Consider the following 18,069-nt stretch of genomic DNA (forward strand, 5'->3'; position numbering starts at 1 on the left):
TGCCTCTTCATGTACGTTCATTCTTTAGTTTTCTTTCACTAACCATTCAATTTACATTGCATTCGACTCGAATGTTCTTTCATTTTATAAAAGAATTTAAGTCATCCAATCAAAAATCTGTATGGCTTCAACTTCTTTTGCCTTGGACAGTTTGGATTAGTTTATTGTTTATTATGGGACCTGGAAAATGGTTATTTGCATATGTGATTCCGTTGTTAATTGCTAACTTTATTGTAATGGCATATATCGCAACAAATCACCGCTTAAATCCAATTGTTCCAGTAAATGATCCGTTAGCAAACTGTTTATCAGTAACAGTGCCGCGTTGGGTAGACGTTTTACATTTCAATTTCTCATATCATACAGAACATCATTTGTTCCCTGCTATGAGCTCTAAATACTATCCGTTAGTAAAAGAGAAAATTAAAGAAATGTGGCCGGAGCGCTATCATGAGATGCCAATGACAAAAGCTTTGGCAGCGCTATGGAATACACCACGTGTGTATTATCAAGGAAGTGAATTAGTGGATCCGCATAGAGAGCATTTCTATGGTTCTTTAGGAAATGGACTAGATCCTCATAATATTTCATATCGTGAGGAACATATAGAGGAAGAAGAGAGTATTAAAAAAGTAAATCAGTAAAAATTGATATATGTTGCAGTGAAAAAGCAAGCCATCTCTGGCTTGCTTTTTCTTATAAAGAGACTTCTTTTTTCTTCTTTGCACTAACTTGAACTGAGTTTGTTTCTTTTCGCTGTAGTCGTTTTTCCAAAAGGTTAACAAGGTAAGTGAATAGGAGAACAAGCACGAGATAATATAAACCAACGATTATATATGTATCTAATTGTTGGAAGTTACCTGCAGCAATAGATAAACCTGATCCCCATAATTCGGCCATTCCTACGTAAGCAACAAGCGAAGAATCTTTTAATCCAATAATAAACTGATTTCCTAAAGGAGGAAGAGATTGACGAAATGCTTGCGGTAATACGATACGGCGCATCGCTAAAGGATACGGCATACCGAGAGAGCGAGCAGCTTCCATTTGTCCACGATCGACAGATTGGATAGAGCCGCGGAAAATTTCAGTAATATATGCACCGTTATGGATTGCTAAAGCAATTGCTCCGGCCCAAAAAGGGGTAAAAACAACAACGGATGTAATCCCAAAATAGAGAATAGCGATTTGAACAATTAAAGGTGTACCACGAATAATGGCGATGTATACATGAGCGATACTATTTAAAACTTTATTGTTAGAGATTCGAAAAAAAGCGAATAGTAATCCAATCAGTGAACCGAGTAATAGGGATGTTAGTGTTAATTGTAATGTGACAATAGTAGCCTTTAAGAGTGTGGGATAAGTAGACATAAAAATTTCAAACATATGTGTCACCTCATATTGTATGGATTTTGGTAGGGAATGAAATACCCCACATAAAAAGTGGGGCATAATGTATGAAACATTTGATTAACAAATTTACTTTGTTTTTTCCTCTTCACCAAGAATATTACGCCCAAACCATTTTTTACTGATCTTTTCATACGTACCATCTTTAATGATTTCATCTAAAGCTTTATTTACTTTCTCAACCATTTCTTTATCATCTTTACGAATAGCAATTCCCATTTCATCAAGATTTAATGGTTTTCCAGCTTCTTTTATATTTGATTTACCTTCTTTGATCATGCGTAAACCAACCATTTGATCAGTGATTACTGCATCAATACGTCCAGGCTCTAAGTCCATAAGTGCAGTAATATCGCTATCATATTCTGTAATTTGATCTGTATGTTTTGCAACAAGGTCTTTAAAGGTACTAGCTTTTACAACACCAATTTTCTTACCTTTCAAATCTTCTGGAGAAGAGATAGATGTATTCTTTTTAGCTACAAAAATTTGGGCACCAGAACGATAATAAGGATTGGAGAAATTAACAGCTTTTAATCGTTCTTCTGTAATTGCCATACTGCCCAATATCGCATCATACTTTTTTGCTTTGAGACCTTGGATTAGCGTTTCCCACGGATTTGTAATAGGAGTTGGTTTCATATTCATTTTTTTCGCAAGTGCTTCACCAATTTCTACATCAAAACCGGCAAGCTTTCCGTCATTTTCTTTATAGTTAAAAGGTTTATATAAGCCACTCATCGCATAACGAAATTCTTTTTCACCATTTGAAGAAGTAGTAGAGCTTTCCTTGCTACAGGCTCCTAGTATGAAGGATGTACATAATGTAATACTCGCAACAATGGTTAATAGTTTTCTTTTCATAAAACCCCTCCTATATATTGATCATACGGATGGTTTTAAGTATGTTACTGAGATAGTTTATTTGGACAATTAGTTGTGCGCCGTATGAATGTATTTCTTTTCGTTTGAAACAGAAGCTACATTATAAAACGTTGCGTAAAAATTGTTTCGCTCGTTCATGTGATGGAGCTGAAAAGAATTGTGCTGGCGGAGCATCCTCTACAATTTTTCCATCATCCATAAAAATGACGCGATCAGCTACATCTCTTGCGAAATTCATTTCATGAGTAACAATAACCATGGTCATTCCTTCTTCAGCAAGTTCTTTCATAACTTGCAATACTTCTCCAACAAGTTCAGGGTCTAAAGCTGAGGTAGGTTCATCAAATAGCATAATTTTAGGATTCATAGCAAGAGCCCGTGCAATAGCAATACGCTGTTTTTGACCACCTGACAGGAGGTGGGGGGTTACATCTGCTTTATCTTGTAGACCGACTTTTTGTAAAAGCTGATTTCCGATTTCCTTTGCATTTGCTGCTTCTAATTTTTTTACATGGATAGGTGCCTCTATGATGTTTTCTAGTGAGGTCATATGGGGAAAGAGATTAAAGTGCTGAAAAACCATACCGACATTTTCACGGACTTTGTTTAAATTTGAATGTTTTGGATCAATTCGTTCACCTTGTAAGTGAATTTCACCTTCATCGTACATTTCTAAAAAATTAAGACAGCGAAGTAATGTACTTTTACCAGAACCACTGGCACCAATTAAAACAACAACTTCTTTTTCTTGTACTTCTAAATCAATTCCCTTTAAAACATCAAGTGAGCCGAATGATTTTACTAGATTTCGAACCTGAATCATACAAAACCCCCAGTCAAAAATATATTTTACAAATGTTGCCCCTTATTTCTGTTATTAGCCGTAAATTGTCAGAATCCTTCATTTTTTTCGGGGGACAGTTCTTATATAATTAAATCTGAATGTATAATTCAAATAGAAAAACCACCTAAATTAGGTGGTCTTTCATATACTTACAAGTTTTTAATTTTAAATTGAGTTGCGGACTTTTCTAATTCGTCAACAAGTTTTTGCATTTGAAGAGACATATTTGTAATGTCCTGTATTGATACTGACTGAGCTTGTGAAGATTGGGATGTATGATTAGTCTCCGAAACTATATTTTGTGAAATTGAAGAGATATTAATAAGTGCACTATTTATTTCTTCAGAGCTTGCTGACATTTCTTCTGCACTTGCTGTTATATCTTGTATTTGATCTGTAACCTCCTTAATATGATTCACAATATTATGGAATGCTAATTTTGCATTTTGAACAGCATGAATGCCTTCTTGAATTTCTTGTTGTCCTTTCCCCATAACATTGACTACATCTTTTGTATCATTTTGAACGAGTAAGTTTAGTTTTGTAATATCTGTAGCTGCTTGTTTTGATTGCTCAGCAAGTTTACGCACCTCTTCAGATACAACAGCAAATCCCTTTCCATGTTCACCGGCGCGAGCAGATTCAATTGCAGCGTTTAAAGATAATAGATTTGTTTGTTCAGAAATGTAAGTAATAGTTTGTAATGCTTTATCGATATCTTGCGTACGAATAACTAATTGATCTACCACTTTATATATTTCATCCATGACAGTATGAATAGTTGTCATTTGAGAAATGGAATTTTCAATGATTTCTGTTCCTACATTCGCCTTATCAGAAGTAGAAATAGCTAAGTTTGAAATCGTTGTAGAAGATTCAGCTATGCTTTGTACTCCATTTGCTATTTCATCCATTGCTGTAGAACTATCTTTAATATTTGCAGACTGATCATTAATATGGTGAGACAACTGTTTCATTGTATTTGCGATGTTATCCATCGTAGAAGAGGAAACGGTTGCTGTTTCAACAATATGATTTGTAGAGCTTTTGACTTTTACACTTGTTTGAATCACATTTTTAATAATTTGTCGTAAGTTTGATATCATTTGATCAAAACTATTAAACATATGACCAAATTCATGATGATATTGTTTTGGTACGGCAATGGTTAAATCCCCTTTTCCAGCTGTATTCATTATGCTCCGTAATGAATTGATTGGATTGATAATTGATTTAGCAGTAAATAAGGAGATAAGAATGCAAAGAACTAAACATGCAATGAATAAAATAATGGTTACACTTATCACTTGTTTATAAGAGTGTTCGCTGTCGTTATACAGACCCTCAGCTAACTTTTCGTTATAATCAATAAGATTTTTTAAAGCATCTACTGTAGCTGATAAATTAGGGTCAACTGTAGTTAGGTAAAATGAATATGCTTGATTAAGTTTATTCTCTTTAATGAGATCAAGCATTTGAGCTCGATGTTTTTTATAGTTTTCTAGCTTTTCTTTATATTGATTGTGGAGTTTTTTTTCTTCACCTGTTATATATGTATTTTCGTATTGAGCTTGTAATTTTTCGGTTTCTTTATTTGTATCATTTAATTTATTTAAAATTGTAGTACGTCGATTCTCATCTTCCGTAATAATGAGTTCTTTTGCATAACTAAACTCTTGATACATGCTGCTTTCAATAGATCCTAGCCATTTAATAGGTTGTAGACGATCAACATATACTGTTTGAAGCTGTTTGTGCATTTGTTGTAAATTTATATAATTTACAACGCTAATAATTAATATGGAAATAATGGGTACTGCTACCAATAATGTTAATCTGTTTATTACGTTTAAGCGATATAGAATTTTTAACATAGAATCACCTAACCTTAAATTATTTAGTTGAATATATAATGGGCATCCAAATAAAATTATACATTATTTACATATTATATACAGAAAAAGTAATGTAATTAATATGTAAATAAAAAAATAAAAATCTGTATATCTTTCTATAAAAAAAATATGGATAATAATATATAGGTGGTACTTATATTACTTATAAAAAGGGGGAAAGAAGAGATGGAAAAAGAAAGGAAGGCATTTTCCTTTGGCTTACGTACACAACTTATGCTATTCACTACAGTTTTAGCTTTAATTACATATTCAACAAGTATATTTTTTATTTATGTAATATATGATTATTTTCAAAGTTATGTAAGTCAAACTGCATATAATATTATCGTTATGCTATTAGGAGTAGTATGGTCTGGAATTTTAGCATATGGAGCAGCCGTATTTTTAATTAAACCGCTTCGAAAGTTAGAGGAGGCGGCGAGAAAAGCGGCTGAAGGAGACATTCGTGAAGATGTTCCGTTACCGAAGACTGATGATGAAATTAAATCTTTAAGTGTTGCATTTAATATGATGCTTGGGAACTTAAGGGGCATGGTAAAAAATATTGATACAACATTTTCCTATACAAACAATCAAGTACAGCAAATTAGAAAACAAACAGGCGAAGCAACGAAACAAGCACAAGGTGTTTCTGAAACACTTGCAGAGATTTCTTCTGGCGCTGAGCAATCAGCGGCATCAATTCAAGCGATTGTTTCCGCTGTTGATACAACAACTTCTATTGCAAGTGAAGTAGAAGAGAAAGCGAAACAGTCTGATGAGTTGTCTTCAGAAATGGTTCAAGCTTTAGGGCATAGTACTCGTGTCTTTACGTCTTTAATTCAAGGTATTCAAACATTGGCGAAAGAAAATGAAGATTCAATGCAAAATGTACAGAAGTTAGAGGAAAGAATGAAACAAGTAGAACACATTGTATCTGTAGTGAGTGAGATTGCTAGCCAAACGAATTTATTAGCACTAAATGCTTCTATTGAGGCTGCTCGTGCAGGAGAGCATGGAAGAGGCTTTGCGGTTGTTGCGGAAGAAGTGCGGAAACTTGCTGATGAAAGTGATCATTCTGCAAGAAACATATCGCAGTTATTACGAAATATGCAAGAGGAAGTACAACAAGTTGCAATGAAAATGACAGAACAAGTGAAAATAGCTAAAGAAGAGGCGAAACGTGGGGAAGCTACGGAATTAATTTTAAAAGAAATGTCATCAAGTGTTATGGAAGTAGCCGATGCAACGAAGCAAATTAGTAGCTATATGAACGAACAAGTGAGTCACATTCATCAAACAGGGGCACAGACTAAGGCCGTAGCAGCAATTGCTGAGGAAACATCAGCAGGCTCGCAAGAAGTAGCATGTGTGACGGTGCAACAGTCTAAAAATATGGTAGTAATTGATCAATTGTTAAAGGATTTAGAGAAGCAAGCAGCGGAATTAAAACAAACAATTGAACGATTTTCAATGTAAAAGGAAGAACAGCATTCTGTTCTTCCTTTTTACGTATGAAAGGGTGGGATACTTTGTTGAAAACGAAAAACATTGCAAGGGTCATGTATGGTTTTCACTTTACGCAATCTTTGAAAGTTAGGACCATAATAACTAGTTTGCCAATTTTTAATGTCGATATCGGGCCAATTGACATAGTCACCTAGTGTATAAGGGTCTAAGCTTTCTCGTAAATCTTTAACCCAGCGTATATTTCGATTTTCTTCATCATCACATTTCCAAGAGGTAATGTATTCTTGCGCAATAATTGCTTTGCGATGGAAATAAGCTGTTTCAGTAGGCGGAATATTTTCAACAGCACCTACGAGCGATTGATGCCAAATACTCGCATCTTTATTTGGTGCATGAGAAAGAAAATATTGCATGATTTGAATTCCTTTAAGAGGAATAGGTTTATATACGTAGGAACCGGAGCGCTTGAAGTTTTCAGGGATGTTACCACTGTTAAAAAATTCAACAGCCTTTATATAAGGAACTTCATCTATAAAGAGAGAGGGGGTACCAGTTTCAAGAAGAGGAGATAATAAGGAATGGAGTTCAGAAGAAGGACCAACAAACTCACCTTTTACTTCAATTTTGTTTTGTTGCTTTGTGAATAACTCAATTGATGAAGTAAGACGTTCGTCTATATAAGGCGCCCAGTTTTGCCAAGCTTGAAATGCAGCAATAAAATCTTCCCATTCCCATGTCAGTGAGAAAATCGAGACGTTCTTTATAGGATGAACTCGAAACGTTAAAGAAGTAACAATTCCGAAGTTTCCACCACCACCGCCGCGGCAGGCCCAAAACAAGTTATAGTTTTCTCGTTCGTTTGCGCGAATGATTTTTGCTCCAAATTTACCGCAAGCTTGTACCATTTCAACTTCTACTAATTGATCACATGTTAATCCAAATAAGCGTGAAAGCATACCGATGCCACCGCCAAGTGTTAATCCAACAATACCAACACTTGCACTTGTACCAGCCGGTATTGTCACACTATAATTCCAAAGCTCTTTATAAACAGTGCCAAGATTTGCACCAGCTTCAATTGTTGCGGTTAAATTTTGGGGATTAAAAGTAATTTGATTCATTTCACTCACATCAATAATAAGTCCACGATTTAAAAGGGAGAAATTTTCGTAGTTATGACGTCCACTTCTTAACCGAAATGGTATATGACGTTCGCGTGCCCATTTTAAGGCGTTACACACATCATTTTTATTTTGGCAAAAAACAATAATACAAGGGAGTTTTGGAATACTTAAATTTAAATTCATTCGGGCTACGTCATAGTCAGGATCTGAAGGAACAACGATACGACCTGTTAATTTTGTTTGTTTCAATTTACCACTCCTTTCTAAAATAATTAGGGCTTTTTATTAATATATGAAAAAGGTTTGTAATACGCGTGGACAAGGTGATGAGAAGAATGAGATTTACCTTTGTGAGAAATAAATAAAGCATAAGAATAAAGAAACTACATAGAGTTCAATGAAAACAGTTGCAAACTATTCATATTTTGTTATGATAGTGTTACGAAAACGTTTGCATAAAAATTCCGATGGGATGCAAAAGGAGAGAATGACTATGAATAAGACATGGTGGAAAGAAGCGGTTGCTTATCAAATTTACCCACGTAGCTTTATGGATTCAAATGGTGATGGTATTGGAGATTTACAAGGTATTATTGCGAAACTGGATTATTTAAAAGATTTAGGTATAGATGTAATTTGGATTTGTCCAATGTATAAGTCACCTAATGATGATAATGGTTATGACATTAGTGATTATCAAGATATCATGGATGAGTTTGGTACGATGGAAGACTTTGATGCTTTACTAGATGAAGTTCATAAACGTGATATGAAGCTTATTATTGATTTAGTTATTAATCATACAAGTGATGAACATCCATGGTTTATTGAGTCTCGTTCATCTAAAGATAATCCGAAGCGTGATTGGTATATTTGGCATGATGGTAAAGATGGTGCGGAACCAAACAATTGGGAAAGTATTTTTAATGGCTCGGCATGGGAATATGATGAAGTAACAGGACAATATTATTTACACTTATTCTCGCGTAAACAACCAGATTTAAACTGGGAGAATAAAGAAGTTCGCGAAGTGTTATACGATACAGTTAATTGGTGGCTTGATAAAGGAATTGATGGTTTCCGAGTAGATGCAATTAGCCATATTAAAAAAGAAGATGGCTTCAAGGATATGCCAAATCCAAAAGAACTAAAGTATGTACCATCTTTTGATAAACATATGAATGTGGATGGTATTCAACCTTTATTAGAAGAGTTAAAAGAAAATACATTTTCTAAGTACGATATTATGACTGTTGGTGAAGCGAACGGCGTTAAGATTGAAGATGCTGAGCTTTGGGTTGGAGAAGAGCAAGGGAAGTTCAATATGGTATTCCAATTTGAACATTTAAGTTTATGGGATGCAGAAAAGAAGAAAGATCTTGATGTTGTAGGATTGAAAAAAGTATTAACGAAATGGCAAAAAGGGTTAGAAAATAAAGGATGGAATGCCTTATATATTGAGAATCACGATAAACCACGTATCGTTTCGACTTGGGGAAATGATAAACAATATTGGCGTGAAAGTGCAACGGCTTTAGGCGCAATGTACTTCTTTATGCACGGTACACCTTTTATTTATCAAGGGCAAGAAATTGGGATGACAAATGTTCAGTTACCAAATGTTGAAGATTACGATGATGTAGCAACTAAAAATTTATATCGCGAGAAAATTGCAGAGGGCGTATCACATGAAGATATGATGGAAATTATATGGGCTTCTTGCCGCGATAATTCACGTACACCTATGCAGTGGAACGATGAGATGAATGCTGGCTTCACAACAGGTGCACCTTGGTTCAGTATGAATCCAAACTACAAAGAGGTTAATGTTGAAAAGCAGAAAAATGAAGAAAACTCTATTTTCAATTTCTATAAGAAAATGATTGCCTTGAAAAAAGAGCACGATGTACTGAATTACGGTACGTACGATTTGCTTTTAGAAGATGATCCACAAATTTATGCATATACTCGTACATTAAATGATGAAAAAATCATTGTAATTAGTAATATTTCAAAAGAGGAAGCTGTATATAATGAGGGTTCATTCGCACTAGAACGCAAACGTTTGCTTTTAAATAACTATAAAGTTGCGGAACATGAACAAGTAACTACAATCACGTTAAAACCTTATGAAACAAGGGTTTATCGCATTTCATAATAAAAAAAGATGCTCTTAGAGCATCTTTTTTTATGAAAAATAATAAATTTCTATTGCAAAGTGAAAACGCTTTTATTAAAATAGATTTATGAAAACGGTTGCGTAAAGATAAAAATAAAGCAACATAAGGAATCGTTTTCATAACGGAAACAGAAATAATAATTTAAATCATTATGTTTTTATAAATAAAGGGGAGGAAGAACAGATGAAAATTACGTCTTTTGATTTTTGGCAAAAGTTCGGGAAAGCATTATTAGTTGTTGTAGCTGTAATGCCAGCAGCTGGTTTAATGATTTCTATCGGTAAGTTAATTGGGATGTCTGCTGGGGATATTAACGCAGTTCATACAATCGCTCGCGTAATGGAAGACATCGGTTGGGCAATTATTACAAATCTACACATCTTATTCGCAGTAGCAATTGGGGGATCTTGGGCGAAAGATCGCGCAGGTGGTGCATTTGCAGCGCTATTAGCATTCGTCTTAACAAACAGAATTACAGGAGCTATATTTGGAGTAAACGCTGAAATGTTAGCGGATTCAAAAGCGAAAGTTTCTTCAGTATTAGCAGGAGATTTAATTGTAAAAGATTACTTTACTTCTGTACTTGGTGCACCAGCATTAAACATGGGAGTTTTCGTAGGGATTATCACAGGTTTCTTAGGAGCTACTTTATATAACAAATATTATAACTATAACAAACTACCACAGGCATTAGCATTCTTTAACGGAAAACGATTCGTACCATTCGTTGTAATTGTTTGGTCTACAGTCACTGCAATTGTATTATCACTTTTATGGCCATTCATCCAAAGTGGATTAAATGAATTTGGTCGCTGGATTGCAGCTTCAAAAGATAGTGCACCGGTTGTTGCACCATTTGTATATGGAACGTTAGAGCGTTTACTATTACCATTTGGTTTACACCATATGTTAACGATTCCGATGAACTATACAGAGCTAGGCGGAACATATACGATGTTAACTGGCTCGAAAATTGGACAAGTTGTAGCAGGGCAAGATCCTTTATGGCTGGCATGGATTACAGATTTAAATAACTTATTAGCAAATGGAGATACAAAAGCATATAACGATCTATTAAATAATGTTGTACCAGCTCGTTTCAAAGCTGGACAAGTTATCGGTTCAACAGCAGCATTAATGGGTATTGCTTTCGCGATGTTCCGTAATGTTGATAAAGAAAAACGTGCAAAATATAAACCAATGTTCTTATCAGCAGCATTAGCAGTATTCTTAACAGGTGTAACAGAACCAATTGAATTCATGTTCATGTTTATTGCTCCAGTATTATATGTTGTATATGCAATTACAACAGGACTTGCATTCGCATTAGCAGATTTAATTAACTTGCGTGTTCACGCATTTGGATTTATTGAGTTAATTACTCGTACACCGATGATGGTGAATGCAGGACTAACTAGAGATTTAATCAATTTCGTTATCGTTTCATTAGTATTCTTCGGTCTGAACTTTACATTATTCAATTTCTTAATTAAAAAGTTCAACTTACCAACACCAGGACGTGCAGGTAACTATATTGATAACGAAGATGAGTCATCAGAAGGAACAGGAAATGTACAAGATGGTTCTTTAGCAACAAAGGTTATTGATTTATTAGGTGGAAAAGAAAATATTGCTGACGTAGATGCTTGTATGACACGTTTACGTGTAACGGTAAAAGATTTAAATGTTGTTGCACCAGAAGCACAGTGGAAACAAAATGGTGCTTTAGGACTGATCGTAAAAGATAAAGGTGTACAAGCAGTATATGGTCCGAAAGCTGACGTATTAAAGTCAGACATTCAAGATATGTTAGGTGCGTAATAATATGAAATTGCTAACTTTAAACTGTCACTCTTGGCAAGAAGAAAATCAAATGGAAAAGATAAAATATCTTGCTAAAGTCATTCAAGAAGAAGAATACGATGTCATCGCATTGCAAGAAGTAAGTCAGTCGATACAAGCTGGAAATGTATGCGGTAACAAGAAAGAAGATAATTTTGGACTTTTACTATTAGAAGAGTTAAAAGCGTTACATGTAAAAGATTACAATATTACTTGGGATTTCTCTCATATTGGTTATGATGTGTATGAAGAAGGATTAGCGATTATAACGAAGCATAGTATTATAAAAGAAAATACGTTCTTTATATCAGAAAATAAGGATACAACGTATTGGAAAACACGCAAAATTGTAAGTGCAACAATTGCTTATAATGATAAGAACATCACGTTTTACTCTTGCCACCTTGGTTGGTGGAATGACGAAGAAGAATCATTCAAAGATCAAGTGAATCGTTTGATGGAGCGTGTAGATAGCAATGAACTTTCCTTCTTAATGGGTGATTTTAATAATAACGCTCGTTTGCAAGGTGAAGGTTATGAATATATGATGCAAAAAGGTTTGTACGACACATATGAACTAGCAATAGAGAAGGATGAAGGAACAACTGTCCAAGGTGAGATTGCTGGTTGGGATGAAAATAAACATAATTTACGAATCGATCTAATATTGTGTAACCAAAGTGGAAAAATTCGTTCTTCAAAAGTCATTTTTAATGGTACAAACCGAAAAGTAATTTCAGATCATTTCGGTGTAGAAGTACAAGTAGATATATAATAGAAGAAATCCTCACAGATGATGAAAAGCTGTGGGGATTTTTTTGAGGAATACAAGTATTTCCAAGAGAAAATACTTGTATTTTTTATGACATTTCCTATATATTTGTTATTATTGAATGTAAAACCGATTTGGTCATTTTGTATTCATACTTTGACTTACTTCGTTATATAATGTAATAAGTCAAAGTTAATGGGAAAAAATAGTTCGTTTTTGGTTAATCCACGATGTAGAAAGTGATATAATTGCAAAATGTATGTATCATTTTCTAAAGAAGGAAAAATATATAATTAGGTGATAACTTTTATGAAACAAATTTGGCGTATTTATAAGACAGATTTACGGAATGTAGCCAAACATTGGGCTGCAATTGTTATTGTTTTAGGATTAATGATTTTACCATCGTTATATGCATGGTTTAACATTAAAGCTTCTTGGGATCCATATGGAAATACAAAAGAGGTTCCCATTGCAGTTTCTAACCAAGATGCAGGCTCTAATTTAAGAGGGAAAGATATCAATATCGGGGACGAGATTGTAGATTCTTTGAAGAAAAACAAAAATCTTGGTTGGAAATTTGTAGACGAAAAGCAGGCAATTTACGGAGTTGAGCGTGGGGATTATTATGCAAGTATTACAATCCCAAAAGACTTCTCTGAAAAAATTGCAACTGTTCTGGATGAAAATCCCCAGAAACCAGAACTTGATTATTATGTAAATGAAAAAGTAAATGCAATTGCACCGAAAATTACAGCAAAAGGTGCATCAGGTATTACAGAAGAAATTAGTAAAAACTTTGTTAAAACAGCGAACGGTGAGATTTTTAAAATCTTCAATGACCTTGGAATCGATTTAGAAACAAACTTACCAAGTATCGAGAAAGTAAAAGATCTTGTATTTAAGTTAGAAGCGCAGTTCCCAGAAATGAATACACTGATGGATAAGGCGTTAGATGATGCGACTCGAGCAGAGGATGTTGTGAAAGTAGCGCAGAAAGAATTGCCGGTTGTAGAGAGTGTTATTAATGATGGGCAAGAAGCGTTAGGGAACTTAGATAAGTTCTTTGCAAACAATGATGAAACATTAAAGAATGCACCTGGGACAATGAGAAATAATTTAACTGTAGCAAAAGATGTAATGGATAAGGCCAATGCTTTTACGAACTTTTTAATGAATCCAGGGATAGACCTTTCTGGTATGAAGGGATTGCCGGAGTTTCCAGCACGCCCGGATCTTTCAAAGATGAACGATGAAGGTTATAAAAATATTGCAAGAAACATTAATCAAACAGTGAATAACGTTTTAAACTCAGCACGTGCAGGGACAGCATATGGAAAAAGTGTTGTGAATGGATTGCAAAATGGTCAGTTTGATCCAGAAAAGGCAAAACAAGACCTTAATGCGGTTTCTGAAAATCTTCAAGGTCGTACAGATAGTATTGCATACCTTATTAATGTATTTACTGAACTTCAAAAATCGGCGACGACTGATTTTGGGCAAAGCTTTTTCCAAGGTCGAGTGGATCGCTTAACTAAGCTGAAAAGCGGTATGGAAAATGCAAATAACGGTATTAAAGATATTGTAAATGTTATCGGTACAGGACAAGAAGTAAAGAAAGATGTAACAGATGTAGCGAATCAAAAATTAGATGCAGCAAATGGATTAATTGATCAAGCGGAAAAAGATTATAATGAAACGTTTGTAGCAGATTACAAAAAAGCAGTTAGCACAGTCGATCAAGCTAAAGCTGATGCAAATGAAGCATACGATAGTGTGAAAAATGAATATGAAAAGGCAAAAAGCAATTTAGAAGGTGTTATAGCAGACGTAAATAATAGAGGTGTTAATGGATTAGATAGTACAAAAGTAGCTTTAAACGATTTAAATGGTCAACTACAAGCTACTAATAATCTAATTGGTGATGCGATTCCGGTTCTAGAAAGCACAAATAAGGTATTAGCAGATGTAAATAGCGGAAAAAACCTTAATGGTGGAATTGCAAAATTGAACAAAATACAAAATTCTGTTCAAAAAGGTATAGATGCAACGAATAAAGCAACTACACTAATTAACAATGGACAGAAGCCTACAAAAGAGGTTGTAGAAAGTATTAATGAAGCGACTAAAAATGCTTCAGCTCAATTAGGCGATTTCTTAGCAACGTATGATTCAGAAATCGTTCCGAACTTTAACACAGCAATTGAACGTACGAAACGTATGTCTAAAAACACATCTCAAATTTTAAAAGAAGCAGATAAAAAGCTTCCAGATGTAAAAAAACTACTAGAAGATTCATCAAAAGGCTTAGTAGATGGTAAAAAGAAATTAGCAGACATTAAAGCTGAAATGCCGGAAACTGAGAAAAAGATTAAAGAATTAGCAAATAAAATTCGTGATTTTGAATCTGAAGAGGATTTAAAAGACATCATACGCTTATTGAAAAATGATGTTGAAAAGCAAAGCGACTACTTTGCGAATCCAGTAAATTTAAAAGAGAATAAATTATTTGCGATGCCGAACTACGGTTCAGCGATGTCACCATTCTATACAGTGCTTGCATTATGGGTAGGCGCATTATTAATGGTTTCATTATTAACAGTAGAAGTACATGAAGAGGGCGCGAATTATAAGAGCCATGAAATTTACTTCGGACGCTTATTAACATTCTTAACGATAGGTCTTTCACAAGCATTTATCGTATCGATGGGAGATATATTCTTACTCGGTACGTACGTAGTCGATAAGTTCTGGTTTGTATTATTTAGTTTATTTATTGGTGGAGTATTTGTTTGTATCGTATACTCACTCGTTTCTATTTTCGGAAACGTAGGGAAATCGATGGCAATCATTTTACTTGTACTGCAAGTAGCGGGATCGGGCGGAACATTCCCAATTCAAATGACACCAGCGTTCTTCCAAGCGATTTATCCGTTCTTACCATTCACATACGCAATTAGTGCAATTCGTGAAACGGTAGGCGGAATGCTATGGGATATTGTAACTCGAGATTTACTTGTGTTAAGTGCTTTCGTAGTAGTTATGATTGTTGCTGCGTTATTACTGAAAACACCAATTAACAAATCGAGTGAAAAGTTTGTTGAGAATGCAAAAGGAAGTAAAATTATTCATTAATAATAAAAGGTTCCTACCGAGAGTGGTAGGAACCTTTTTGTTTCAATCAAATTTTAATTTCTTTAAAGCTTCTGCGAACGGACTATTTAATGGTTCTTCTTCTTTGTTCTGTTGTTTCATATATTTTTGAACATCGCGCTTATCAGCTTTGTTTCCAGATTCTTTTTTACGTCTCTCTTGGAATGTGGAAAGTTTTTCGCGATAGCCACATTTACATGCAAAGATTTGTCCTGCACCTTCACCACGTAATTCTAACTTCTTCTTACATTGCGGACAGCGAGCGTTTGTTGTACGAGATACATTTTTACGATGACCACATTCACGATCTTGGCAAACGAGCATCTTTCCTTTTTTGCCGTTTACTTCTAGCATTGGTTTACCGCAGTCTGGACAAGACTTGGTTGAAATGTTGTCATGTTTATATTTTTTATCACTCGATTTAATTTCAGAAACAATTTCTTTCGTATAGTTCTTCATTTCTGAAATGAATACTTCTTTTTTCAGTTTACCTTTTGCAATTGCTTCGAGCTTTTGTTCCCACTCACCAGTTAGTGTAGGTGATTTTAACTCTTCTGGCACTAAATCAAGTAATTGACGTCCTTTTGAAGTAATGTGAATATCTTTACCACGTTTTTCAATTAAGAATGAATTAAATAGTTTGTCGATAATATCAGCGCGTGTCGCTACAGTACCTAATCCACCAGTTGATTTTAACGTATCAGCAAGTTGTTTATTTTGCGTATCCATATATTTTGTAGGATTCTCCATTGCTGAAAGTAAAGTCGCCTCGTTAAAACGTGCAGGTGCTTTCGTTTGACCTGATGTTTGCATAATTAGTTTTACAGTTAATATATCGCCTTTTTCGATGCGAGGTAAAAGTTGCTCTTTTACGTCATCGGTTACATCATCATCTTCAAAGCGATTTTCATATACTTCTTTCCAGCCGGCATGCAGAACAGTTTTTCCTCGTGCAATGAATGTTTCATTGCCAACTTTTGTGCGTAACGTTAGTTGTTCGTATTCGAATGCTGGGAATAAAACGGCTAAGAAGCGTTTTACAACTAAATCATAAATTTTACGTTCTTTATCTGTGAAAGCGGAGAAGTTAACGTATCCTTCAGTCGGAATAATTGCGTGATGATCACTTACTTTACTATCATCAACAAATGACTTATTAGACTTGATAGGCTTTTGTAATACTTTATGTGCTAAAGGACGGTACTCTCCAACTCCGCACGCCTTTAGACGCTCTGGAAGTGTTCCAACGATATCAGATGAAATATAGCGTGAATCTGTACGTGGGTACGTTAGCACTTTATGTTGCTCATACAATTTCTGCATGATGTTTAATGTTTCTTTTGCAGAGTAACCGAACTTTTTATTTGCATCACGTTGTAACTCAGTTAAATCGTAAAGACCAGGAGAGAATGACTTCTTCTGTTTTTTATCAATTTCCACAACAGTAGCATTATGCTTATCTAAACCTTTTACAATATCATCAATTTTTTCTTTATTAAAACTGCGGCTATTACCGTTAGCATCTTGCCAAGTTAGCTTTAACGGATTTGTCGTTTGTGCTTCGATGCCGTAGTAAGTTTGAGCTTTGAAGTTCTTTATTTCATCTTCACGATTAGCGATCATAGCGACAGTAGGTGTTTGCACACGGCCGCAATTCAGCTGAGCATTAAAGCGAGTCGTTAAAGCGCGAGTCGCGTTAAGACCGATATACCAGTCAGCTTCTGAACGTGCAACTGCTGAAGCGTATAAATTGTCGTATGCTTTACCTGGTTTTAAATTAGCGAATCCATCTTTAATCGCTTTATCAGTAACAGAAGAAATCCATAGACGTTTGATTGGTTTGTTAACTCGAACCTTATCAATAATCCAACGAGCGACTAATTCTCCCTCACGTCCAGCATCTGTCGCTACAATAATGTCATTTACATCTTTTCTAAGAAGCTGACTCTTCACAGCATTAAATTGTTTCCCTGTTTGTTTAATAACCGTTAATTTCAAACGCTCAGGTAGCATTGGTAAATCCTCTAAATTCCACTTTTTATATTTCACATCGTAGCTTTCTGGATCTGCTAATGTAACGAGATGACCTAAAGCCCAAGTTACAATATATTTACTACCTTCAAGGTAGCCGTTTCCTTTTTTATCGCACTTTAGCACGCGAGCAATATCACGTGCAACGGAAGGTTTTTCAGCGATTATAACGCTTTTTGACATATTAAAAACATCCTTTCAAATTTCCATACGTTAACTATAGCATACATCTTCTTGAGATTCAGTTTCACTCCAGGTTTGAACGTTTTTTAGTGGTATGAACAAAATTGTTTGAAATCAAATGATGGCGATAGAACATAATCGTCACGATGATGAGACTAGGAGAAATAGATACGTATTTATCCCGCATTAACGGGCAGTAAGACCCCTACCTCAAAATTCAGCGGAAGCAAAGAAGTTAGGTAGGGGATCAACTGCCCATAAAAGCCCGATTGGTTCA

At 34.9% G+C, this 18,069-nt stretch carries 11 protein-coding genes and 2 pseudogenes; 7 read left to right on the top strand and 6 right to left on the bottom strand.

The features are described from left to right. Positions 1–644 (top strand): fatty acid desaturase family protein (locus KI369_RS21630; RefSeq protein ID WP_212957330.1); only part of this gene is annotated, 644 nt, incomplete at its 5' end. A gap of 52 nt (positions 645–696) precedes the next feature. On the opposite strand, the gene KI369_RS21635 is transcribed toward KI369_RS21630, so the two are convergent. From KI369_RS21635 to KI369_RS21650, 4 genes are all read right to left on the bottom strand, one after another. After that, a complete protein-coding gene (locus tag KI369_RS21635; RefSeq protein ID WP_212957331.1) occupies positions 697–1,389 on the bottom strand; it encodes an amino acid ABC transporter permease in 693 nt (230 codons plus the stop codon). 93 nt (positions 1,390–1,482) lie between these two features. Next, complete coding sequence (locus KI369_RS21640; protein WP_076542076.1) at positions 1,483–2,277, bottom strand: ABC transporter substrate-binding protein; 795 nt, start codon at positions 2,275–2,277, stop codon at positions 1,483–1,485. A gap of 121 nt (positions 2,278–2,398) precedes the next feature. Beyond that, the gene (locus KI369_RS21645) at positions 2,399–3,121 is read right to left on the bottom strand and encodes an amino acid ABC transporter ATP-binding protein (RefSeq protein ID WP_000616944.1); all 723 of its coding nucleotides are present in this window, start codon (positions 3,119–3,121) and stop codon (positions 2,399–2,401) included. Positions 3,122–3,291: 170 nt separating this feature from the next. After that, the gene (locus tag KI369_RS21650; RefSeq protein ID WP_212957332.1) at positions 3,292–5,016 is read right to left on the bottom strand and encodes a methyl-accepting chemotaxis protein; all 1,725 of its coding nucleotides are present in this window, start codon (positions 5,014–5,016) and stop codon (positions 3,292–3,294) included. Between the two features lie 372 nt (positions 5,017–5,388). Between KI369_RS21650 and KI369_RS29920 the strand changes: the two are divergent. Further along, a pseudogene (locus KI369_RS29920) lies at positions 5,389–5,574 on the top strand (HAMP domain-containing protein); the annotation flags it as partial. Between the two features lie 369 nt (positions 5,575–5,943). Then, positions 5,944–6,516, top strand: a pseudogene (locus tag KI369_RS29925) (methyl-accepting chemotaxis protein); the annotation flags it as partial. Between the two features lie 29 nt (positions 6,517–6,545). On the opposite strand, the gene KI369_RS21660 reads toward KI369_RS29925, so the two are convergent. Further along, complete coding sequence (locus KI369_RS21660; RefSeq protein WP_212957334.1) at positions 6,546–7,880, bottom strand: FAD-binding oxidoreductase; 1,335 nt, start codon at positions 7,878–7,880, stop codon at positions 6,546–6,548. Between the two features lie 244 nt (positions 7,881–8,124). Here KI369_RS21660 and KI369_RS21665 point away from each other — a divergent pair, with 244 nt between their 5' ends. The 4 genes from KI369_RS21665 to KI369_RS21680 all read left to right on the top strand — a co-directional run bounded on the left by KI369_RS21665 (position 8,125) and on the right by KI369_RS21680 (position 15,560). Continuing rightward, on the top strand, positions 8,125–9,789 hold the full coding sequence (locus KI369_RS21665) for a glycoside hydrolase family 13 protein (RefSeq protein WP_212957335.1): 1,665 nt from the start codon (positions 8,125–8,127) through the stop codon (positions 9,787–9,789). 205 nt (positions 9,790–9,994) lie between these two features. Then, positions 9,995–11,632 carry a PTS transporter subunit IIBC gene (locus KI369_RS21670; RefSeq protein WP_212957336.1) on the top strand — a complete coding sequence of 546 codons (1,638 nt, stop codon included), beginning with the start codon at positions 9,995–9,997 and terminating at the stop codon, positions 11,630–11,632. A gap of 4 nt (positions 11,633–11,636) precedes the next feature. Then, the gene (locus KI369_RS21675; protein ID WP_212957337.1) at positions 11,637–12,428 is read left to right on the top strand and encodes an endonuclease/exonuclease/phosphatase family protein; all 792 of its coding nucleotides are present in this window, start codon (positions 11,637–11,639) and stop codon (positions 12,426–12,428) included. A 306-nt stretch (positions 12,429–12,734) separates the two neighbouring features. Then, a complete protein-coding gene (locus KI369_RS21680; RefSeq protein WP_212957338.1) occupies positions 12,735–15,560 on the top strand; it encodes a YhgE/Pip domain-containing protein in 2,826 nt (941 codons plus the stop codon). A 42-nt stretch (positions 15,561–15,602) separates the two neighbouring features. On the opposite strand, the gene topB is transcribed toward KI369_RS21680, so the two are convergent. Beyond that, a complete protein-coding gene (gene topB / locus KI369_RS21685) occupies positions 15,603–17,792 on the bottom strand; it encodes a DNA topoisomerase III (RefSeq protein WP_212957339.1) in 2,190 nt (729 codons plus the stop codon). Positions 17,793–18,069: the final 277 nt, after the last annotated feature.

This window comes from Bacillus sanguinis (assembly GCF_018332475.1).
Taxonomy (GTDB): domain Bacteria; phylum Bacillota; class Bacilli; order Bacillales; family Bacillaceae_G; genus Bacillus_A; species Bacillus_A sanguinis.